The organism is Methylorubrum sp. GM97 (assembly GCF_024347855.1).
GTDB classification, from domain to species: Bacteria; Pseudomonadota; Alphaproteobacteria; order Rhizobiales; family Beijerinckiaceae; genus Methylobacterium; species Methylobacterium extorquens.
The window spans coordinates 150,045-170,307 of sequence record NZ_AP025942.1 but is presented as its reverse complement, the minus strand read 5'-3'; the positions used below and the strand labels follow the sequence as shown (position 1 = coordinate 170,307).

Here is a 20,263-nt window from a genome sequence, read left to right as displayed (position 1 = left end):
CCTCTGTGAGCTGCGCGCCTTCGATCACGGATAGCGGACGGGCGGGGGATCCTCGGGCAGCGGGATGAACTCGGCATCGTTCGGCACCGTATCGAAGCGGCCCTGGCGCCAATCCTCCTTGGCCTGGGCGATCCGCTCCGGCCGCGAGGAGACGAAGTTCCACCAGAGGTGCCGCGGGCCGTCCATCGGCTCGCCGCCCAGAACCATGAACCGCGCGGCCTCCGTGGCGCGCACGCTGATGCGGTCGCCGGGCCGGAACACCAAGAGCTGGCCGGGACCAAAGCCGTCGCCGGCAATCTCGATGGCGCCCGCAACCGTATAGATCGCGCGCTCGTCGTAGGTCGGGTCGAGCGGCAAGACGGCGCCCGCTTCCAGCATCACATCGGCATAAACCATCGGGCTCGATGTCCGCACCGGCGAGCGCGCGCCGAAGGCTTCGCCCGCGATCAGGCGCACGGTCTTGCCCTCGCCGGTGAGGACCGGAAGCGCCGAGGCCTCGTAGTGCTCGAAGGCCGGCGCGCTTTCCTCCTCCCGAGCCGACAGGGCGACCCAGCTCTGGATGCCGAACAGGCGGGAGCCAGTCTGGCGAAGGGTCGGGGCGGTGCGCTCCGAATGGGTGATGCCGCGTCCGGCCGTCATCCAATTCAATTCGCCTGGCCGGATCGGCAGCTCGGTGCCGAGACTGTCGCGATGCATGATCTCGCCGTCGAACAGGTAGGTGACGGTCGAGAGGCCGATATGCGGGTGCGGACGGACATCCATACCCTGACCGAGCAGGAACTCGGACGGTCCCATCTGGTCGAAGAAGATGAACGGGCCGACCATCCGGCACTGGGTCGAGGGGAGGGCGCGGCGCACGGCAAACGAGCCAAGATCGCGCGAGCGCGGCACGATCAGGGTCTGGATCGCGTCGCAACTGAAATGGTCGCCCGGGATCGGATCATCCGCACTGTGCCAGCTCATCGCCCTTCTCCCTGTTCGGCCGAGACCGACGGCACGGCACGGCTCGAGAAGCGTGTCGGTCGCCGCGTCGCCCGCCATCCTGTGACGGCGTGTCGTCGAAAGCACTATGGAATGAGCGTGGGCGAACGAAAATGGAAACTGAGGAAACGTATCGTTTCCAAAAATGCCGTTCTCGGCCCTTCACGCCCCCGTTCGGTAGGCGCGTCATGCGCCCGCCCATCCGGCCCGACGTTCCCTGCCTCGCGGCCTATCCCTACGTCATCGTGCGCGTGGCCTGTCCTCATCATCCGAACCGCACGGGCAGCTACCGGCTCGCCCGGTTGGCCGCTCGGCTTGGCCCTGAGACCCCGCTAGAGGAACATGCTTCGGCTTGCTCAGCGCGCCCGTAGCGGGCTTTCCACATCTCCATGAGCGCCGCACCGGTGCTGGCGACGCACCGCCTTGGCCGCATGGCTACCTCAGCCGGATACCTCTGGGGTGCAGGCGGGTTTCCGTTGATGCAAGCCGATGACGTGGCGTCCGAGCATGCGGCTCACCATCGGCCTCACGAGCAGGAGGGAGCTACCGCTATGGCAGACATTCGCTCACACGACCCGCTTGGCAGATCCGATGGCGGGCCAGCATCTGGCCGGGGCGGCTCATCGAGTGGCGGCGGGGCAGCGGATCAGGCGCGACAGGCATTGCGGGATGCGACGGATAAAGCTTCCGACGCCTGGGACAGCGCCTCGGAGTACGGCTCGCGGTACTACCGTCAGGGAAGCCGAGCAGTCGGCAATGTGGATTCAACCACGATGACGGGCTTCCTCGTCGCGGGGGCTATTGGCTTCGGGCTCGGCTGGCTGGTGTTCGGCCAGCACTCCTATTCAGGGGATTACGTCGCGAGACGCATGAGCCGCAGCAGCGAGCGCGATTACTAGATCGGAGCTGCCGGCGACTGACCAAGCCGAGCAAGGCACAGTCTGTCGTCGGCACCCTCCCTCCCATGCCTGGTATCTTCCCCGACCAGATCGCCCCATGGTTTTGGCCCGTGAGGAGGGCCGCGTGCTGACGATGATGCGGTGGGGCACCTCTGGGCCGAAAGCTTTCGGCGAACAGCCCGTCACCAACGTCCACTGTTTGATGGGCGCACGAAGGCGGTGGCGCGTGGCGAGCGTCACGATGGAGAGGCAACCCCATAGGAGGGTCGAAGCCTCGTGCGCTCCGCGATGCCGCGGCAGGGGACGGAAAGTCGCTAAACCGGCAGTGCCAAGCTGGGGTTCATATCGCCGCACTTTTAGGGTTCACGGCCAAAGACCGTGAGCCCGAAGGCATTGCGACTGAATGTGCTCTTTAGGCCAGAGGGGAGTGGCGCGCCCTGCGGGAATCGAACCCGCCTTTTCAGCGTGAAAGGCTGACGTCCTAACCGATAGACGAAGGGCGCTGTCTGACGGCGACCGGTCTATAGTCGGGTTCGCCGCCGACGGCAACGGCTTTGCCGCATGATTCCGCGACTTGACGCGGGGCGGTCCCATCGGCTTCTCGAACATCCGATACGCCGCGTCCCTTACCTGCCCTGAAAGACCCGCCCATGACCCCGCCGCGCGACCGCCCGGCCAAGCCGTACGGCTTCCGGCCCCGCCCGCGAACCCAGCCTCCGGGACCGGCCGCGCGGGAGGGGAGGGATCATGTCGTGCTCTATGGCTGGCACCCCGTCTCGCAGGCCTTGGCCAATGCGGGCCGCCACTTCCATCGGCTGCTCGCCACCGAGAATGCGCTGGCGCGCCTGAAAGAGGCCGGCATCGAACTGCCAATCGAACCGGAGATGGTCCGCCCGAGCGCGATCGACCGGCTGCTCGGTCCGGACGCGGTGCATCAGGGCCTCTATGCGGAGGCCGAGCCGCTGGCCGCACCCGCACTCGACGCGATGCCCGACGACGCGCTGCTGCTCGCGCTGGATCAGATCACCGATCCGCACAATGTCGGCGCCATCGTCCGAACGGCGGCCGCGTTCGGCGTTACCGCCATCGTCACCACCGCGCGCCACTCGCCGAATGCCACGGGTGTGCTGGCGAAATCGGCGTCCGGCGGCCTGGAGCACGTCCCGCTGGTGATCGTCCGCAATCTGGCCGAGGCGCTGATCACGCTCGGCGAGCGCGGTTTCACCCGGATCGGTCTCGATTCGGATGCTGGCACAACCCTCGACGCGGTCGGTCCGCGCCGACCGGCGGTGCTTGTGCTCGGGGCCGAGGGCAAGGGCCTGCGTCAGCGCACTACCGAATGCTGCGACCTGCTGGTGCGCATCGACGCGACCGGCGCCATCCGCAGCCTCAACGTCTCGAACGCCGCGGCGATCACCCTCTACGCCCTGACGCGTTCGGCCGGGACGGCGGCCTGACACCTGATCCCGGCGCCGGATGGCGCCGGGCATCATCCGCAGACCGATACGCTCCGGTCTCATCACGACAAGATCCCGGACGAATCGTGTCCGCCTGAACTCAGCTCTCGCGGCGGCGTTCGCGTCCGAGACCCCGGCATCCCAAGTCGTTGCAAGACGTTGCGTCGCGCACGCGGATCCGGTATCGCTCGCACCGATTTCCTCATCGATACCGTCAGGATCCAGGCTTTCTCGCCCGGCGGACGCATCGTCGGGGGGATCGAGCCCTCGGCCATCGCTTTCAACATGCGTCGGCCCTCCGAAAGGAGGCGAGCCCGGCCGGATCGTCCATCCGGCGGGCGGCGGTGACGGGGGTCCTTTGCAACACGAGCCGCCGACGCAGGCCTCACGAAATGGGGCCATTCAGGAGTAAGAATGTCAGCTGGTCTGAACGTAAGCTCTTCGGCCCGCGAGGATTTCGCGGCCCTGCTCGAGGAATCCTTCCTCCAGCATGAGATCACCGAAGGTTCGGTCGTCAAGGGCACCGTCGTCGGCATCGAGAAAGATGTCGCCGTCATCGATATCGGTGCCAAGACCGAGGGGCGCGTCCCCCTCAAGGAATTCACCGGCCCGGGCCGCGAGGGCGAGCTCAAGGTTGGCGACGAGGTCGAGGTTTACGTCGACCGCATCGAGAACGCGCTGGGCGAGGCCGTCATCTCGCGCGACAAGGCGCGCCGCGAGGAGTCGTGGGTCAAGCTCGAGAAGGCTTTTGAAGCCAACGAGCGCGTCACCGGCACGATCTTCAACCAGGTCAAGGGCGGCTACACCGTCGATCTCGACGGCGCCGTGGCGTTCCTGCCGCGCTCCCAGGTCGATATCCGCCCGGTTCGCGACGTGACCCCGCTGCTCGGCACGCCCCAGCCGTTCCAGATCCTCAAGATGGATCGCCGCCGCGGCAACATCGTCGTGTCGCGCCGCACCGTGCTCGAAGAGAGCCGCGCCGAGCAGCGCTCGGAGCTGGTGGCCAACCTTGAGGAAGGTCAGGTCATCGACGGCGTCGTCAAGAACATCACCGAGTACGGCGCCTTCGTCGATCTCGGCGGGATCGACGGCCTGCTGCACGTCACCGACATGGCGTGGCGCCGCGTGAACCACCCGTCCGAGGTCGTGACCATCGGCCAGACGGTCAAGGTCAAGATCATCAAGATCAACCACGAGACGCACCGCATCTCGCTCGGCATCAAGCAGCTCCTGGCCGATCCGTGGGAGGGCATCGCCGCCCGTTACCCCGAGGAAGCCAAGCTCAAGGGCCGCGTGACCAACATCACCGACTACGGCGCCTTCGTGGAGCTGGAGCCGGGGATCGAGGGCCTGATCCACGTCTCCGAGATGAGCTGGACCAAGAAGAACGTCCATCCGGGCAAGATCGTCTCCACCTCTCAGGAGGTCGAGGTGCAGATCCTGGAAGTCGATTCGGTCAAGCGTCGTATCTCGCTCGGCCTCAAGCAGACCCTTCAGAACCCGTGGGATGCCTTCGCTGAGAAGCACCCGGTCGGTTCCGAGGTCGAGGGTGAGGTCAAGAACAAGACCGAGTTCGGCCTGTTCATCGGCCTCGAAGGCGATGTCGACGGCATGGTTCACCTGTCGGATCTCGACTGGAACCGTCCCGGCGAGCAGGTCATCGAGGAGTTCAAGAAGGGCGACATGGTGCGTGCCCAGGTTCTCGACGTCGATGTCGAGAAGGAGCGCATCTCGCTCGGCGTGAAGCAGCTCGGCGGCGATCCCTTCGCCGAAGCCGGCGAGGTCAAGAAGGGCCAGATCGTCACCTGCGAGGTCGTCGAGGTGAAGGATTCCGGCCTGGAGGTGAAGCTCGTCGACACCGACATGCAGACCTTCATCCGCCGCGCCGAACTCGCCCGTGACCGTGGCGACCAGCGTCCCGAGCGTTTCGCCGCCGGCGAGAAGTTCGACGCGCGCGTCATCCAGTTCGATCGCAAGGCCCGCCGCGTGCAGGTCTCGATCAAGGCTCTGGAAGTCGCCGAGGAGAAGGAGGCGATGGCCCAGTTCGGCTCCGCCGATTCGGGCGCTTCGCTCGGCGACATCCTCGGTGCCGCCTTCAACAAGAAGAAGGGTGGCGACGAGGAGTAAGCCTCGCTGCCTTCCGATAATGCCTCGGGGCCGGCTCTGCCGGCCCCGAACTTTTTCCGGTCCCGTTTTCGAATCGTCCCGAAGCGAGCGCGATGGCAAACCGCCTCTCGAGCTTAGGCGCCAGCCTGAGATGGTTGAGGGGCCAGCGCCCCGGACGCCGTTCCGACTCGCTCCCGTCCCATTTCGACCCCGAGCGCTATCTCGACCTCAACGCCGATGTGGCGATGGCGGTCGAAGCCGGTCTCGTCGCCTCGGCCGAAGAGCATTACCGCGTCTTCGGTCGCCGCGAGGGGCGCCCGATCCAGGTCCCGTCCGCGACGGCCGAGCTCGGCGGCGGGATCGCCGGACAGTGGACCTACCGATATCCCTACCGCGCTTGGCCCGAGCTGCCGGCCATCGCCTTTGCCGCGCCCCGACCCGGCCCTGAGGACGACGCCATCGCGCGACGCCTCATCGCCGCCTGGCAATCCGGTGCCGGACGTGCGCCGGTCCAGGCCGACAACGAGGGCATGTGGGCGGCCCGCACCCAAGGTTTTCCCGATTTCCACCGTGCCCTGCAGGGCGGGGATGCCGGCGCGCTCGCTGGCCTGCTGAACAACCTGTTCCAGTCGCATCTCGCGCACGGCATCGCCATGGGGCGAACGATGGCGACGCTGGCCCGCCACGCGCCCACGCCGTTCGCCGCAAGCTGGTGCGACCGGCTGCTGCGGCTCTCGGAGGCGGTCGGCCTCGCCCCGATCCGCTCACCCGAGCAGGGCGATTACGCGGCCGCGCTCCCTGGCCCCCTTGCCCACCATGTCGCGCCCGCGCGTCTCGAGGCTGAGCTCGGCTTCCCCCTGGCTTTCCCCGAGGTCGGCGCCCCGTTCGGCGTGCGTTACGGCGCCAACATCCTGCCCGAGCACGCCTTGACCCACGCCTACGCCGCTTGGCGGGTCGGACAACTCGGCCGCTTTGGCCGGGTGGTCGAGATCGGCGGCGGTTTCGGCGGGCTGGCTTGGTTCCTGCGCCACCCCGACCGGCACTATACGATCCTCGATCTGCCGTTCACCAACGTGCTCCAGGGCTGGTTCCTGCTGAAAGCGGGCCTGAATGTGTCCCTGGCCGGCGAGCCGGACGCCGCGATCCGGGTCTGGCCATGGTGGGAGATCGAGCGGAACGAGCGCTACGATCTGGCGATCAATCAGGATTCGCTGCCGGAAATGCCGCCGGAGACGGCCGCCATGTATATCGCGCGGATCCGCGCCATCGCGCCGCTGTTCTACTCGATCAACCAAGAGGCGGCGGCACCGAACACCGACGCATTCCGGCAGGCCGTCGTCGCCGATCTGGTTGCGCGGGACGGTGGCTACCGCAGGCTGGGCCGGCATCTGTTCTGGATGCGTGACGGCTACGTCGAAGAAATCTACGCTCGACGTTGAACCGGCTGCCTCCCGCGGACATGGCGTCCAACGACGACCGCAGCGGGTTGTACCGGCGTGGCCGGAACGGGCTCTTGCCCGCGCGCCTCGGGCGGCGCTAAACACGTGCGCGGACTCGGTCGCAGCAACCGAACCCAAGTCCATCAAGGGTTTGGCCGGCATCCGGATCGGACAGGGCCGTGCTCCCGCGGGGCATGGCGTGAACGGTTCCAAAGAAACGACGGCTGCACCGCGCCGCTTGGAGAGGAGTACATCGTCGGATGGCTGCAGACGCCGAGTTTCTCATCGACCGCCGCCGTCTGCGCCGCAAGCTCACGCTGTGGCGGATGCTCGGCATCGGTGCGGCCATCGTCGCCGTCGGTGCCTTGGGCTACCGCGCGCGGGTCGGCGAGGGCCGGCTGTTCCCGGCCACCGAGAATCAGATCGCCCGGATCTCGATCGGCGGCTTCATCGCCGGCAGCGACTCGACCCGCAAGCTGATCGAGCGGGTCGGCGAGTCGAACGCGGTCAAGGGTGTGGTGATCTCGATCTCGTCGCCGGGCGGCACGACGACCGGCTCGGAGGAGCTCTACCGCAACCTGCGCGCGCTGGCGGCGAAGAAGCCGATGGTCGCTTTCGTCGATGGCACGGCCGCCTCGGGCGCCTACATCACCGCGATCGCCGCCGATCACATCGTCGCCCGCGAGACCGCGCTCGTCGGCTCGATCGGCGTGCTGTTCCAGTATCCTGACGTGTCCGGCCTGCTCGACAAGGTCGGCGTGAAGGTCGAGTCCGTCAAATCGTCGCCGCTCAAGGCGGAGCCCTCGGGCTTCAGCCCGACTTCGCCGGAAGCCCGCGCGGCCCTGTCATCGATCGTCCTCGACACCTACGGTTGGTTCAAGGGCCTGGTGGCGGAGCGCCGCGGCATGGACGAAAGCCAGATTGCCGCCGTCGCCGATGGCCGCGTGTTCAGCGGCCGCCAGAGCCTGCCCCTCAAGCTCGTCGATGAGCTCGGCGGCGAGCGCCAGGCGGTGGCATGGCTGGAGAAGGAGAAGAAGGTCCCCGAGAAGCTTCCGGTGAAGGACTGGAAGCCGAAGGCTGACGGCGGGTTCAAGCTCTGGTCGACTCTGGGTCTCGGCGCCGATCTTCTCGGCCTCGAAGGGCTTGCCAGCCGTCTCCGTGCCGTCGAGGACGAAGCCGCCGGGCTCAGCGGCGGGCTCTTGGCCGTCTGGCGGCCGGCTCCCTGAGGTCTCGCGCCGCGCCAGCCCCGCATTCGGAAGAGAGCCGCATGATCAAGTCGGAACTCGTGCTCAAGATTGCTGAGCAGAACCCCCATCTCTACCAGCGCGACGTCGAGACCCTGGTGAACGCGATCCTCGACACGATCGCCGACGCCCTGGCGCAGGGCGACCGGGTGGAGCTGCGCGGCTTCGGCGCCTTCTCGGTCAAGCGCCGCGAGGCGCGCCGCGGGCGCAATCCGCGCACCGGCGAATCCGTGGCCGTGTCGGAAAAGGCGATCCCCGTCTTCAAGACCGGCAAGGAGATGCGCCTGCGCCTCAACCGCGCCGGTATCGGCGACGAGCAGCCGAGCGCCTGATCGCATCCGCGCCGAAGCGTCGTTACGGGTGTGACACGGGGCATGCGCTCGACATCTCGCTTCGCCGCGCCCATTTCGACGCCGCTTGCGCCGAACCGGCATCCCCTTCGGCGTGAAACGCTCTAGTTCTGCGGTCTGAGCCTCGAAAAGCCCCTCGCTCGAAAGCCCTTAGCGGCACCGGTGAGCCCCTCGAAGGCCCATGCCGTCCGTCGGAGACCTCTTGCATGATTCGATTTCTGAAGGCGCTGATCCTGCTGCCGATCGCGGTGGTGGTGGTCCTGCTGGCCGTCGCCAATCGCGAGGCCGTGACCCTGTCCTTCGATCCGTTCTCGCCTGAGCCCGTGTTCAGCCTCGTCCTGCCGCTCTACGCCGTGGTGTTCGGCTCGGTGGCGCTCGGCATTCTCGTCGGTGGTATCGGAAGCTGGCTCGGGCAGAGCCGGACCCGCCAGCGCGCGCGCTATCACCGCCGTGAGGCCGACCGTCTCGCCAAGGAGGCGGCCGAGCTGAAGACCTTCGGCACGCCGGGCGTCGAGCCGGGTTACGCTGGCGCCGGCACCTACACCGCCCTGCCGGCCCCGGCCGCGGCGCGCTGAGGGCTTCGTCCCACCCATGGCAGACACCTGCGTCAAGATCTGCGGCCTCAGCACCGAGCCGACGCTCGACGCGGCCCTCGACGCAGGCGCCGACCTCGTTGGCTTCGTCCACTTTCCAAAGAGCCCGCGCCACGTCTCCCTGGAACAGGGCCGAGGCCTGGCGCAGCGGGCGCGAGGGAGGGCGCAGCGCGTGGTGCTGCTGGTCGATCCGGACGACGCGCTGCTCGCCGCCGCGATCGAGGCGTTCGATCCCGACCTGATCCAGCTTCACGGCCAGGAGACGCCGCAGCGCGTCGCCGAGATCCGCGCCCGGACCGGCCGGCCGGTCATGAAGGCCGTCGGCATCGCCGCGGTCGCCGATCTTCGCGCGCTCCCGGCCTATGCCGTCGTCGCGGACCGGCTTCTGCTCGACGCCAAGCCTCCCCCCGGCGCCGATCTGCCGGGCGGGAACGGACGCAGCTTCGACTGGGACATCCTGAACGGGGCGGAGCTACCGGCCGGCACGATGCTGTCGGGCGGCCTCGATAGCGGGAATGTCGGCACGGCGCTCGCACGCACGGGGCTCGTCGCCGTCGATGTCTCGTCGGGTGTCGAGATCCGGCCGGGCGAGAAAGATCCGGACAGAATCGCGGCCTTCGTCGCCGCCGCTCGTCGCAGAGCCTGATCATCGCGGGCAGTGCCCAGCGGTTGCTTCAGCGCGTTTGTCCGGCTGTGCCGCATTGCGGCGACCCGCGCATGGGTCTAGCACGCGAGGCAACGATCAGATCTTCGCGAAGGACCGTCCCCGTGACGCTGAACCCCGCCCCCAATTCCTTCCGCACCGGGCCGGATGAGCGCGGTCGCTTCGGCATTTTCGGCGGCCGCTTCGTGGCCGAGACGCTCATGCCGCTGATTCTCGATCTCGAGAAGGCCTATGCCGACGCCAAGGCCGATCCGTCGTTCAAGGCGGATATGGAATCCTACGGCACACACTACATCGGCCGGCCGAGCCCGCTCTACTTTGCCGAGCGCCTGACCGAGCATCTGCGCGGGAAAGCTCCGGCGGGGCAGGGGGCGAAGATCTTCTTCAAGCGCGAGGAGCTGAATCACACCGGCTCGCACAAGGTGAACAACGTCCTCGGCCAGATCCTGCTCGCCCGCCGCATGGGCAAGCCGCGGATCATCGCCGAGACCGGCGCAGGCCAGCACGGTGTCGCAACGGCGACGCTGTGCGCCCGCTTCGGCCTGAAATGCGTGGTCTACATGGGCGCCGTCGATGTCGAGCGGCAGGCTCCGAACGTGTTCCGCATGAAGATGCTCGGCGCCGAGGTGATCCCGGTGCAATCCGGCACGCGCACGCTCAAGGACGCGATGAACGAGGCCCTGCGCGACTGGGTCACCAACGTCTCCGACACCTTCTACTGCATCGGCACCGTGGCCGGCCCCCATCCCTATCCGGCAATGGTGCGCGATTTCCAATCGGTGATCGGCATCGAGACGAAACAGCAGATGCTGGAGATGGAGGGCCGCCTGCCGGACTCGCTCATCGCCTGCATCGGCGGCGGCTCGAACGCCATGGGCCTGTTCCACCCCTTCCTCGATGACCGCGACGTCGAGATTTACGGCGTCGAGGCGGCCGGGCACGGCGTGCAGAGCGGCCTCCATGCCGCCTCGCTCACGGGCGGCCGCCCGGGCGTGCTGCACGGCAACCGGACCTACCTGCTGATGAACGAGGACGGCCAGATCGCCGACGCCCACTCGATCTCGGCGGGCCTCGATTATCCCGGGATCGGCCCCGAGCACGCTTGGCTGCACGAGATGGGCCGGGTCACCTACCTGTCGGCGACCGATGCGGAGACGCTGGAGGCGTTCAAGCTCTGCTCGATGCTGGAAGGCATCATCCCGGCTCTGGAGCCCGCGCACGCGCTGTCGAAGGTGATGGAGCTCGCGCCGACCAAGCCGGCGGAGCACCTGATGGTGCTGAACCTCTCCGGCCGCGGCGACAAGGACATCCCGCAGGTGGCGCAGATCTTCGGTCAAACGCTCTGAGGGGGAGAACCTGCGCGGGGGCCGCAACAGACCGTTGACACCCTCGCGCCCTTCTCCCTATATCCCGCCCATCGGACGCCGCGTCAGCGCCGTCCGCAACAGTGGCGGGGTAGCTCAGCTGGTTAGAGCAGAGGAATCATAATCCTTGTGTCGGGGGTTCAAATCCCTCCCTCGCTACCATCATTTTTCGAAGCCCTGCTAAGCACTTAGCGGGGCTTTTTCTTTGGCTTGTCCGCTGCGGATTTCGGCTTTAAATCCTAGAACAGCGCTAGCGCACCCGAAAAAATTGTCGTGCAGGCGTAACGGTTTGCTGGGGGCTCAAGGAGCACCCTAGCGCACTTCTAGCGCAGTCCTCCGCACCGCAGTAACCAGACAGGCCCCCTCGTGAGCACCCCAGCCAGCGCTCAAGCTGAGCGCTACCAGCTCTTCCAGCGCAAGGGCAGCACCAAGTGGCAGATGCGCTTCAGCATCAAAGGGCAGGGGCAGCTCAAGCGTTCACTGGACACGGACGACCGCCGAGAGGCCGAGCGCAAGGCCGACGCCATCTGGTACGAGGCCACCTACCGCGCCAAGCAGGGCCTTACTGCCCGCGCTCACACCTTCGAGAGCGTAGCCGAGGAGTACATTGCTCAGATCCTGCGGGAGGTGGAGCGGGGCGAACGGCGGGCTGACCAGGGCAAGAGCGAACCGGCGATGATCCGCCGCTACTTCGTCGGCTACTTCGGTCAGAAGCCCATCGATGCCGTCACAGAGACCGATCTGGAGCGCTATGCGGAGTGGCGGCGCACCTACTGGACGGAAGGCCCAGGCAAGCTCGTCAGCCATATCGAGTACGAGCGCGACGGACATCGCCTGCGCCGGCCTGTGCGGCGCTCAGCGCCGTCCCTGAGCCGTCAGCGCGGTGAGACCGTGGTGCTGCGAGCTCTACTCCGCTGGGCCTCGCGGCAGGGCTACCTGAAGACCCCGCCGGAGATCAGCATCAAGGCGCGGCGCTCGCCCGACAATCGACGGCCAAGCTTCGAGCCCCACGAGTTCGCGAAGCTCGAAGCGGTGAGCCTCAGCCGGTTGGTGGATCCGATCATGGATGGCACCGGTGCTGACGTGCGGGCCAGCGACCGGCGTAGCTGGCGCATCAAGCGGCTGGACGACCACACCCGCAGGGATCGCACGCTGCTGCACGCGTACGTGATGATCGGTGCGTTCTCTGGCCTTCGTCCCACGGAGATGTACAACCTGACCTGGGGTGACGTGCTGGGCTATCGAGCGGGCCGGAACAAGCCGGTGCATCAACGGGACATCCGGCTACAGGTGCGAGGCAAGGGCAAGAGCGGCAAGGCCATTCCGCAGAAGGCGGCGATCCCCTGGTTCGACACCCTGTGGATGCTCTTCCATCGCAGCATGGGCCGTGAGCCCGATGACGGCGAGCCGGTGTTTGCGAACGAGCAGGGCAAGCGCATCACTTCAGTGGCCAACGGGTTCACCGAGTTGGTGAAGGCGGCCGGGCTCGAGCGGGACCACCGCGGCATCAAGCGCACGCCGTACTCACTGCGGCACTTCTACATCAGCGAACAGCTGGCGAACGGGGCCGAGGTGCTCGACGTGGCCCGGAATTGCCGCACGTCATTGGCAATGATCGACAAGCACTACGGCCAAGTCAGACTTGAGCGAGTGGTGGATCGGCTGCGGCCGGAATGGACGAGAGCGTGAGACCTCCCGACCGTAAAGGGCCGGCTATCAACTCCCGCCACATTTATGGGATCGGTCGGAACGACACCACGCCGCACATGCTGCCACCCGCTAGCACCTAGCTCAGCTGCCATGCTAAACCGCACCCATGCACCGGGGTTCGGAACAGCTCCTGTCAAAAAGGCGAAGCTTCAGGAGAAAATGGTGAGTCTTTCCCCCGACCAGACAGCAGAGATTGAAGCAGCACGCACTGCTCCCCAGCAAACCCTAAGGCCGACAGTCCCAGCACTAGACGCACTGCTATTCAAAGCGTTCCCCATCCTGGACCACGGCTTTATTCGAGTGGTCGACTACATGGGTGACGACACCTCTGTGGTTCAAGCAGCGCGTGTTTCATACGGAAAAGGGACGAAAAAGGTCAGTGAAGATAGGAACCTTATTCGTTATTTGATGAGGCACTGGCACACAACTCCGTTCGAAATGGCAGAAATAAAGATTCACGTCAAATTACCGATATTCGTCGCGAGACAATGGATCCGACATCGAACGGCTAGTGTGAACGAGTACTCAGCTCGATACTCCATTCTTGACAAAGAATTTTACATTCCTCACCCTGATCAGCTGGCAACACAGTCGAAAACAAATCGTCAGGGACGAGGACAACTAATTAATGACGACGAAAATGAAAAAGTTCTTGCTCTTCTCCGCGGCGACGCGGAACAAACGTATCGGCATTATCAATGGCTGCTGAATGAGAACGCAAAGGGGGAACCGGAAGATCCTGGCCGAACAGGCCTGGCCCGCGAACTCGCGCGAATGAATCTGACTTTGAACACGTATACCCAGTGGTATTGGAAAACTAACCTGCATAACTTACTGGGGTTTTTACGTCTTCGCGCAGATGCGCATGCTCAGTACGAAATACGTGTCTACGCTGAAAAGCTATTGGACATCACAAAACTCTGGGTGCCGCTTTCTTTTGAGGCATTTGAGGAATACCGCCAAGGTGCCGTTACTCTGTCGAGAACGGCAAAAGATGTGATTCAAGCAGCGATCAACGGCGAAAAAATAACACAGGAATCTAGCGGGCTCTCAGCAAGGGAGTGGACAGAGCTCACGGCGGCATTCAGACTGCCAAGCTAGGAAGACGCCAACCACAATTGCGCTGGAATCAAGAAGCCGGACCGATGCAAGAGAATCTCAGTCGGTCGGAAGTCGTCGATCCGGCGAAAAAAACAAATGTCGAGACGGCTCTGGCCGATATTGAGGACGTGGAACGCGGTGGCAAGCTATTTACGGACATAGAAGCTAGCGCCAACATCGCGACGAAATTCGAAAAAGCATTTCCCGTTGATACTACCCCGATACTCAGAGGGTTCTTACGCGACTTCAGCAGCAACAAAGAACCTATAACAGTTTCGTTTCGCCAGCTGGTGCCCTGGGTCAAACCAGAGCGCGCGACGCACTATATTCATTCTTATCCCGCGAAGTTGCTGCCGCAGATAGCGCATTTTTTTGTTGCAGCACAGAACCTCGTAGAACCAGGTGGCTCCGTTTTGGATCCCTTTGCTGGTACCGGCACTGTTGCACTCGAAACAATCCTATCAAATCGCACCGCCCTTTATGCGGATGCAAACCCGCTTGCACGCCTTATAACGGATGTGAAAACCACCCCATTGGGAGAAGATAATATTGAGCAGGCAATTCGGCGCGTTAAGGACAAGTTTCAATCAACGAGAGAAGGCGTCTTACCGGACGTCATAAACATCAACCATTGGTATGAGCCAGATATAATTGCGCAGCTCGGCCGTTTGAAGGTGGCGATCAACGTTGAAGCTGATCGCGGGGTCAAGAATCTGCTTCAGTTAACGTTTTCATCAACCGCAAAGAAGGTAAGCCTCGCCGATCCAAGATTTTCTGTGCCTGTGCGTAGTAAATTTTCCCGACTTAACAACCAACTACCTCGCGATGAAAGAGATGAGTTCGTCTGGAATACATTCGCAAGCCAGTACGCTGCCAATAGATTAAGAATGCGAAACTTTTTCGGTCTTTGTCCGAACAAGCCGATAGCAATGAATGTCGGCTCTGATGCGCGGAAATTGCTAAGTCCACAACTCGATCATTCGGCAAATCTAGATCGCTTGGCAGATGAGTCGATAGACCTTGTCATTACATCTCCACCATATGCCGGCGCACAGAAGTATATCAGGTCTTCAAGTCTAAGTCTCGGATGGCTGGGGTTAGCGGGCGCAAAAGAACTCAAGCCATTGGAAAACCTATCCATCGGCCGTGAACATTACCTCAAATCTGAATGTCAGCATCTACAGCATACAGGCCTCCCCCAGGCCGACCTGCTAATAGAAAAAGTATTTAAGATAAATCAAACAAGAGCCAAGATCGCTGCGAATTATTTAATCGAGATGCGCGACGCCGTCTCAGAGATGGGAAGAGTCATAAAGCCGGGCGGATTTGTTGTCCTGATAATCGGAGACAATGAAGTATGTGGGCACGTCTTCGAGACCTCTTCTTACCTTACGGCGCTATTCGAAGAAGTGGGATTTATCGTCAAAGTAAAGCTAGTGGACAATATACTGTCAAGAGGATTGATCACAAAAAGACATCACACCGCCGGAGTAATTACTCGCGAGTGGGTCATCGTCCTAGAGAAAGGGGTCTAACAAGGCATGTCGATACTTGACGATCTCGCTGGCGTACTGCCTCTAGATGATGAAGGAGTCGACGAGTACCATAGAACCTGGGATGACCTACGTCGCAGGATCACGGTTCTGAATGAGCGTGCATGGGAAAGTCGGCTCAACTGGCCTATCGTCGAGCGATGGCTCAAAAACTTCGACGGTAAATCAGGGCTGTCTGTCGAAGATGAGCAGATCCACGCGCTATATATTTTAGCTCAGTTTATGTATTTTGGGAGCCGAGAGATCCGCGGATTGCTGCGGGCGATCTACATCGATCTTTTCTTTGTCCCGTTGGTGCAGAGCGTCAGAGCTAAATGCGCTGGATCGCGCGATGAAAGTTTGTTGCGCGCGAATCTGATAACGGCAGTCAAACGGACCCGCTTCCTTGGTGTAGGCACGCCCTCAGAGAGTGGCGTCCATCTTCTTTATTACTTTCGGCAAGAAAATGAGCTCTTAAAAGAAAACTTTTTAGACAGTGCACAAATCCTGGCGCGTGATAACACTACGTCGGGTTTCCAAAGGTCTTTGCGGTATCCAGATATTGAAAGGTATATCTTCGTTGATGACGTTTGCGGGTCGGGTGAGACTGCCGTACGCTATTCAAAGGATTTTCTAGAAGAAGTAAAGTCCCTCAAGCCGGATGTTGAGTTATACTATTTTTCAATATTCTCAACGGCGGAAGGTATGAAGAAAGTGCGAGATGATAGCGTCTTCGGTCAAAGGTGTGCTGCAGTCTATGAACTTGACAGTACGTATCGATGCTTGAGTGAAGAGTCCCGATATTTAAAAGTTGTTCCAAATCAGATCGACCCTGAGAAAATTCGGAAGCTCGCGTTTCATTACGGAGGAATCCTCGCTCCAGGGCATGCCGGGGGCTATGAGGATAGTCAGATGCTCCTGGGCTTCCACCACAACACGCCTGACAACACGTTACCGATCATCTGGATGGATGGTACCAATGGGTCTAGCATCCCATGGAATGCAGCGTTCCGACGCTATCCGAAGATATCCGGAGTCGCGCTATGAGACCGCAACGACCTGACGAAAATCCGTTCGATCTGATTAAGGCTTCCGACTTCTCAGACAACGAGATCCTGGCTTACTGGGTTGACATCGCTGGAGAACATGGCGGCCTGCTGAGCGTTCTCAAACCAAGGATGACGATGCCGATGCTTCTTTTAGGCGGAAAGGGGAGCGGTAAGACGCATCTGATGAGGTATTGTTCTGCGCCAGTACAGGCGGCACGGGCAGAAGGTAACCTTTCCAAAGCTGTCAGTAATGATGGATACATTGGTATTTACGTCCGAGCAGAAGGGCTTAATGTCGGTAAATTCAATGATAAAGGCCAATCAGAGACTGCATGGTCAGCGATATTTTGTATGTATCTAGAAATATGGCTTGCGACAAGCTTGCTAAATAACCTTCGAGTTTTGTTAGACAGCAATTCAGCAATCACGCTGGATGAAGCTGCATTCGCGGCTGACGTTGGTGATCTATTTGACGAAGATGTTGGTAGAGAGTTTTCAAATTTGGAAGAACTTCGGCAGTACCTTGTCAAAGTAAGGAAGTCGATCGACTTATCCGTGAATAATGCGGCGCTTACCAGGCGGCTTGAGGGGATCAATATCAATTTCTCGATGGGACGGCTTGTATTCGGTATTCCTCAAGCAATCGCTGCACGAGTGGTCGACTTAAAAGATACGATCTTTGTTTATCTTATCGACGAAGCAGAGAACTTTACAGAGTCGCAGCAAAAATTTCTGAATTCACTGATCAGGTATCGCTCCGGTAACGCCACAATCAAGGTGGGCGCTCGGCTCTATGGCATCAAAACATATGATACGATAGGTGCCGGAGAACCAATCAAACAGAGTGCTGAATATGAAAAAGTTGAACTAGACAGCTTTTTGCGTGATCATGACGTTGATTATGAGCGTTTTGTTTGTAGCTTAATTGTGAAGCGACTTCAAAGAGTGGGGGTTGTCGCTAAGGATTTCAAGCCGGAGAATCTGCACGAGTTTTTCCAAGAACTCGACAAAAAGAACTATTACGAAGCGCCCGCGCTGGAGGCTGTTGGGTCATGGGATAAGAGAGGTGATGATCGACCATACATAAAAAGATTGAAAAAGCACCTGAACATCGCGTTCGGATTATCATTAGAACAATCTAATAATTTGATCAAACCATTGAGATTTGTTGAAAATCCATACCTCGAAAAAGCTAATGTGTTTAGATTTTATAGGCAGTGGCCAAGGAAAAGTGTGGACGTCGATAATACTGCCGTTCGCATTGGTCAAGAATTGGAAATCTTTCTACGCGGCGGGAAAGACGCTTCGCCGAAGTATGCTCAAATGCTCTCTCATTTTGACTCCGATATCCTCGCCCAGCTATTCCGGGATTGCCAACGAAAAGTCCCATATGCAGGCTTGAAGCCGCTTATCCATCTCTCCCAGGGCGTGCCTAGAAATTTGTTGGGTATCCTAAAACACATTTACCGTCGCGCATTATTCGCCGGCGAGGCACCATTCGTCTATGACCCCATCAGTGTTACAGCGCAGTCTGAAGGCGTAATGGATAGTGCCTCTTGGTTTTGGGACGATGCCCAGCCGGATAGTTACGGCACTGAAGTCCGAGATGGCATTGAAGCTTTAGCTGTCCTGTTTCGCACCATCAGATATAGCGAACGTCCGTCTGAATGTGATCTGTGCACCTTCAGCGTCGATATCGAAAGCTTGAGCGAAGGCAGCAGACTTGTGCTTCGGATGGCTCAAAGCTGGTCGTACCTAATCGCGATCCGATCCGGTGCGAGCAATAGAAATGACGATAGTCTCGACGCCAAATTCCAGCTTGGACCGATGCTGGCGCCAAAATGGGGTCTATCACCGCATCGGAGAGGTTCGATCGAGATCAAACCTGAGCTTGCGAATGCTCTTTTTGATCGGTCCGAACGTAAGCATCTGGCTGGTTTGTTTAAGCGACGGATAGCCGAGATGACAGCTCCCAGCTTTTTCGCCCAACGTTCAGATACGCAGGATGTTTTGCTCTAATGATACCACGGGCGCTCTCTCACATCATTGATGCTAAGCGGCGTCTGCATCTGGAAGACTCAATTGAGAATCCAGCTTGGGATATCTTCATTTCCGCTTATAATGATAGCTCACGCGTACGAGAGATTTTTCGTGACATCAAGGCAGTAAATAAGTCTTGGTGGCTGCTGCCGGAATATGCATACAGCTCCGAGGAGACGGCGCAGCTACCTGCTCACATTTCATCGAACGCTACAAATGAAGCTGATCTGATATCTAACAATTTTGATTCTATGTCCATCGACTTTTCTGCGTCGGGCCGGATATGTATAGATATTACCGGTTTTATGATGCCTCACATCCTTTTTTTATTGAAGTATCTCAGGGATAGCGGGGTGAAGAATTTTGATATGATATACACGGAGCCAGAGCATTATGCTCTCAAAGCGGAAACACGATTCACGTTGGACGATGTTTCGACGGTTAGGCCTGTGGCCGGGTTCGAAGGTCAACATCACACGTCAATGGCGAAGGACTTGTTGATTGTCGGTGTGGGATACGATCACAATCCAGTCGGTAGAATAATACAGAATAAGGAGAGCGCACGTCTCGCTCAACTGCATTGCTTCCCTTCGCTGAGTGCAGATATGTACCAAGAGAGCGTATTGAGAATAGATCGGGTCGCCGAAGGATCAGCTGCTCAGCTCGACGGTCAGATTTTCTTCAGCAGTGCCAACGATCCTTATTTGACCTCTTTGGCCCTCTCAGAAACGGTACAGTATTTCCTTAATGCTGGGGGAATTAGTAATTTGTATTTAAGTCCTCTCGCTACGAAACCTCAAGCGCTTGGCTTCGGTCTATTTTATCTCAAGGAGCTTGAGGGCGCTGCTGCAAGCATTATCTACCCTTTTTCTACCAGATATTCTCGTGAGACGAGCAAAGGCGTTGGTAGAACTTGGGTCTATCCTGTGGTTTTTGGCTAATTGGAGTTTAGTTTCATCATAGGCGCATAGAATTTTAGCTTGGCGATACTGTCAAAGCGCTTCCACTGCGGCACGCATAATCTCGTCGTTCACGTCGATATAACGCTGCGTGGTCGTGAGGTGCCGGTGACCCGCGAGCATCATGATGGCCTTGGGTGAGATCCCGGCATGGGCCAGCCGTGTGATGAACCATCGACGGCCGCTGTGGCTCGATCCGCCATTCAAACCTGCTAAGTCGTACCACCCCCTCATGAGCTGACAGAGCGTGTTCGCGCTGAACGCCGAACGCTTCTGAGTGATCAGCACAGGCTGCAGCAGGGTAGGGGGCTGAGCGAGGCTTGCCCGATACTGCTCGACCTCCTTCCGCAGCCGAGCGTTCATGAACACCACTCGGGCGTGGCCGCCCTTCGTAACGGCGGCACTCAGCCGGAGCTGTTCACGCACCTTGCCCTCGCCGTCGAGGAGGTCGCCCCAGCTGAGCGATGCAATCTCACCAACGCGCAAGCCTGCTAAGTAGCTCAGCATGAGGGCCATTCGATTGCGTGGCCCATACTTGCTCTGGCTCACCACCACCACCAGCCGTTTGAACTCCGGCTCGGTCGGTACCCTGGCCTGCTTCATGGATACCTCATGTATCGCGGGAATCAGCGACAAATCATGATGTTTCCAGAACGAGTGAAGAGCGACCGCTGAGTCCACCTCAAAGATATCAGCAACTTAACATCGAACTTCATAGAAACTATATTTTATGATGTTTTGCGTCTCCTCCAGAATCGGGCCTGGAACGAGCTGC

Annotated in this window: 17 protein-coding genes and 2 tRNA genes; 16 read left to right on the top strand and 3 right to left on the bottom strand. The window is 60.5% G+C overall.

Annotated elements, in window-relative coordinates:
• Positions 1-24 precede the first annotated feature (24 nt).
• Positions 25-963 (bottom strand): pirin family protein, encoded by a 939-nt coding sequence (locus tag MSPGM_RS00825; protein ID WP_003600678.1) that lies wholly within the window; start codon positions 961-963, stop codon positions 25-27.
• A 776-nt stretch (positions 964-1,739) separates the two neighbouring features.
• On the opposite strand from MSPGM_RS00825, the gene MSPGM_RS00820 reads away from it, so the two are divergent.
• Positions 1,740-1,880: a hypothetical protein gene (locus MSPGM_RS00820; protein WP_238506209.1), complete on the top strand. Its 141-nt coding sequence runs from the start codon at positions 1,740-1,742 to the stop codon at positions 1,878-1,880.
• Positions 1,881-2,308: 428 nt separating this feature from the next.
• Here the strand turns inward: MSPGM_RS00820 and MSPGM_RS00810 are convergent.
• Positions 2,309-2,383 (bottom strand) — tRNA-Glu (locus MSPGM_RS00810).
• Positions 2,384-2,530: 147 nt separating this feature from the next.
• Between MSPGM_RS00810 and rlmB the strand changes: the two genes are divergently transcribed.
• The 15 genes from rlmB to MSPGM_RS00735 all read left to right on the top strand — a co-directional run bounded on the left by rlmB (position 2,531) and on the right by MSPGM_RS00735 (position 19,470).
• Positions 2,531-3,337 carry a 23S rRNA (guanosine(2251)-2'-O)-methyltransferase RlmB gene (gene rlmB, locus MSPGM_RS00805; RefSeq protein ID WP_012751964.1) on the top strand — a complete coding sequence of 269 codons (807 nt, stop codon included), beginning with the start codon at positions 2,531-2,533 and terminating at the stop codon, positions 3,335-3,337.
• 414 nt (positions 3,338-3,751) lie between these two features.
• On the top strand, positions 3,752-5,464 hold the full coding sequence (gene rpsA, locus MSPGM_RS00800; protein WP_003600675.1) for a 30S ribosomal protein S1: 1,713 nt from the start codon (positions 3,752-3,754) through the stop codon (positions 5,462-5,464).
• A gap of 92 nt (positions 5,465-5,556) precedes the next feature.
• Positions 5,557-6,882 carry a putative sugar O-methyltransferase gene (locus MSPGM_RS00795; protein ID WP_003600671.1) on the top strand — a complete coding sequence of 442 codons (1,326 nt, stop codon included), beginning with the start codon at positions 5,557-5,559 and terminating at the stop codon, positions 6,880-6,882.
• 260 nt (positions 6,883-7,142) lie between these two features.
• On the top strand, positions 7,143-8,108 hold the full coding sequence (sppA, locus tag MSPGM_RS00790) for a signal peptide peptidase SppA (RefSeq protein WP_003600669.1): 966 nt from the start codon (positions 7,143-7,145) through the stop codon (positions 8,106-8,108).
• A gap of 41 nt (positions 8,109-8,149) precedes the next feature.
• Entirely contained in the window at positions 8,150-8,458 is a 309-nt protein-coding gene (gene ihfB, locus MSPGM_RS00785; RefSeq protein WP_003600667.1) for an integration host factor subunit beta, read from the top strand.
• Between the two features lie 224 nt (positions 8,459-8,682).
• Positions 8,683-9,051, top strand: coding sequence for a LapA family protein (locus MSPGM_RS00780; protein WP_003600665.1), 369 nt, complete (start codon positions 8,683-8,685; stop codon positions 9,049-9,051).
• A gap of 16 nt (positions 9,052-9,067) precedes the next feature.
• Positions 9,068-9,715, top strand: coding sequence for a phosphoribosylanthranilate isomerase (locus MSPGM_RS00775; RefSeq protein ID WP_261926118.1), 648 nt, complete (start codon positions 9,068-9,070; stop codon positions 9,713-9,715).
• A gap of 122 nt (positions 9,716-9,837) precedes the next feature.
• Positions 9,838-11,079, top strand: coding sequence for a tryptophan synthase subunit beta (gene trpB, locus MSPGM_RS00770; protein WP_003600661.1), 1,242 nt, complete (start codon positions 9,838-9,840; stop codon positions 11,077-11,079).
• A 103-nt stretch (positions 11,080-11,182) separates the two neighbouring features.
• Positions 11,183-11,259: transfer RNA gene (locus MSPGM_RS00765), tRNA-Met, on the top strand.
• A gap of 204 nt (positions 11,260-11,463) precedes the next feature.
• Positions 11,464-12,786 carry a tyrosine-type recombinase/integrase gene (locus MSPGM_RS00760; protein ID WP_261926117.1) on the top strand — a complete coding sequence of 441 codons (1,323 nt, stop codon included), beginning with the start codon at positions 11,464-11,466 and terminating at the stop codon, positions 12,784-12,786.
• Between the two features lie 180 nt (positions 12,787-12,966).
• A complete protein-coding gene (gene thyX / locus MSPGM_RS00755; protein WP_261926389.1) occupies positions 12,967-13,908 on the top strand; it encodes an FAD-dependent thymidylate synthase in 942 nt (313 codons plus the stop codon).
• 44 nt (positions 13,909-13,952) lie between these two features.
• A complete protein-coding gene (locus MSPGM_RS00750; protein WP_261926116.1) occupies positions 13,953-15,443 on the top strand; it encodes a hypothetical protein in 1,491 nt (496 codons plus the stop codon).
• A gap of 6 nt (positions 15,444-15,449) precedes the next feature.
• Positions 15,450-16,487, top strand: coding sequence for a hypothetical protein (locus tag MSPGM_RS00745; RefSeq protein WP_261926115.1), 1,038 nt, complete (start codon positions 15,450-15,452; stop codon positions 16,485-16,487).
• On the top strand, positions 16,484-18,508 hold the full coding sequence (locus MSPGM_RS00740; RefSeq protein WP_261926114.1) for a hypothetical protein: 2,025 nt from the start codon (positions 16,484-16,486) through the stop codon (positions 18,506-18,508). The genes MSPGM_RS00745 and MSPGM_RS00740 overlap by 4 nt, the downstream gene beginning before the upstream one ends.
• Positions 18,508-19,470: a hypothetical protein gene (locus tag MSPGM_RS00735; protein ID WP_261926113.1), complete on the top strand. Its 963-nt coding sequence runs from the start codon at positions 18,508-18,510 to the stop codon at positions 19,468-19,470. The genes MSPGM_RS00740 and MSPGM_RS00735 overlap by 1 nt, the downstream gene beginning before the upstream one ends.
• A 51-nt stretch (positions 19,471-19,521) precedes the next feature.
• Here MSPGM_RS00735 and MSPGM_RS00730 read toward each other — a convergent pair whose 3' ends face one another.
• Positions 19,522-20,091, bottom strand: a complete 570-nt coding sequence (locus MSPGM_RS00730; protein WP_261926112.1) for a tyrosine-type recombinase/integrase — start codon at positions 20,089-20,091, stop codon at positions 19,522-19,524.
• Positions 20,092-20,263: the final 172 nt, after the last annotated feature.

What these genes read in the sequence shown, in the direction of transcription:
- MSPGM_RS00825 (WP_003600678.1), bottom strand. Translation starts at nt 963, where the DNA reads ATGAGCTGGCACAGTGCGGATGATCCGATCCCGGGCGACCATTTCAGT.
- rlmB (WP_012751964.1), top strand. Translation starts at nt 2,531, where the DNA reads ATGACCCCGCCGCGCGACCGCCCGGCCAAGCCGTACGGCTTCCGGCCC.
- rpsA (WP_003600675.1), top strand. Translation starts at nt 3,752, where the DNA reads ATGTCAGCTGGTCTGAACGTAAGCTCTTCGGCCCGCGAGGATTTCGCG.
- MSPGM_RS00795 (WP_003600671.1), top strand. Translation starts at nt 5,557, where the DNA reads ATGGCAAACCGCCTCTCGAGCTTAGGCGCCAGCCTGAGATGGTTGAGG.
- sppA (WP_003600669.1), top strand. Translation starts at nt 7,143, where the DNA reads ATGGCTGCAGACGCCGAGTTTCTCATCGACCGCCGCCGTCTGCGCCGC.
- ihfB (WP_003600667.1), top strand. Translation starts at nt 8,150, where the DNA reads ATGATCAAGTCGGAACTCGTGCTCAAGATTGCTGAGCAGAACCCCCAT.
- MSPGM_RS00780 (WP_003600665.1), top strand. Translation starts at nt 8,683, where the DNA reads ATGATTCGATTTCTGAAGGCGCTGATCCTGCTGCCGATCGCGGTGGTG.
- MSPGM_RS00775 (WP_261926118.1), top strand. Translation starts at nt 9,068, where the DNA reads ATGGCAGACACCTGCGTCAAGATCTGCGGCCTCAGCACCGAGCCGACG.
- thyX (WP_261926389.1), top strand. Translation starts at nt 12,967, where the DNA reads ATGGTGAGTCTTTCCCCCGACCAGACAGCAGAGATTGAAGCAGCACGC.
- MSPGM_RS00750 (WP_261926116.1), top strand. Translation starts at nt 13,953, where the DNA reads ATGCAAGAGAATCTCAGTCGGTCGGAAGTCGTCGATCCGGCGAAAAAA.
- MSPGM_RS00745 (WP_261926115.1), top strand. Translation starts at nt 15,450, where the DNA reads ATGTCGATACTTGACGATCTCGCTGGCGTACTGCCTCTAGATGATGAA.
- MSPGM_RS00740 (WP_261926114.1), top strand. Translation starts at nt 16,484, where the DNA reads ATGAGACCGCAACGACCTGACGAAAATCCGTTCGATCTGATTAAGGCT.
- MSPGM_RS00735 (WP_261926113.1), top strand. Translation starts at nt 18,508, where the DNA reads ATGATACCACGGGCGCTCTCTCACATCATTGATGCTAAGCGGCGTCTG.
- MSPGM_RS00730 (WP_261926112.1), bottom strand. Translation starts at nt 20,091, where the DNA reads ATGAAGCAGGCCAGGGTACCGACCGAGCCGGAGTTCAAACGGCTGGTG.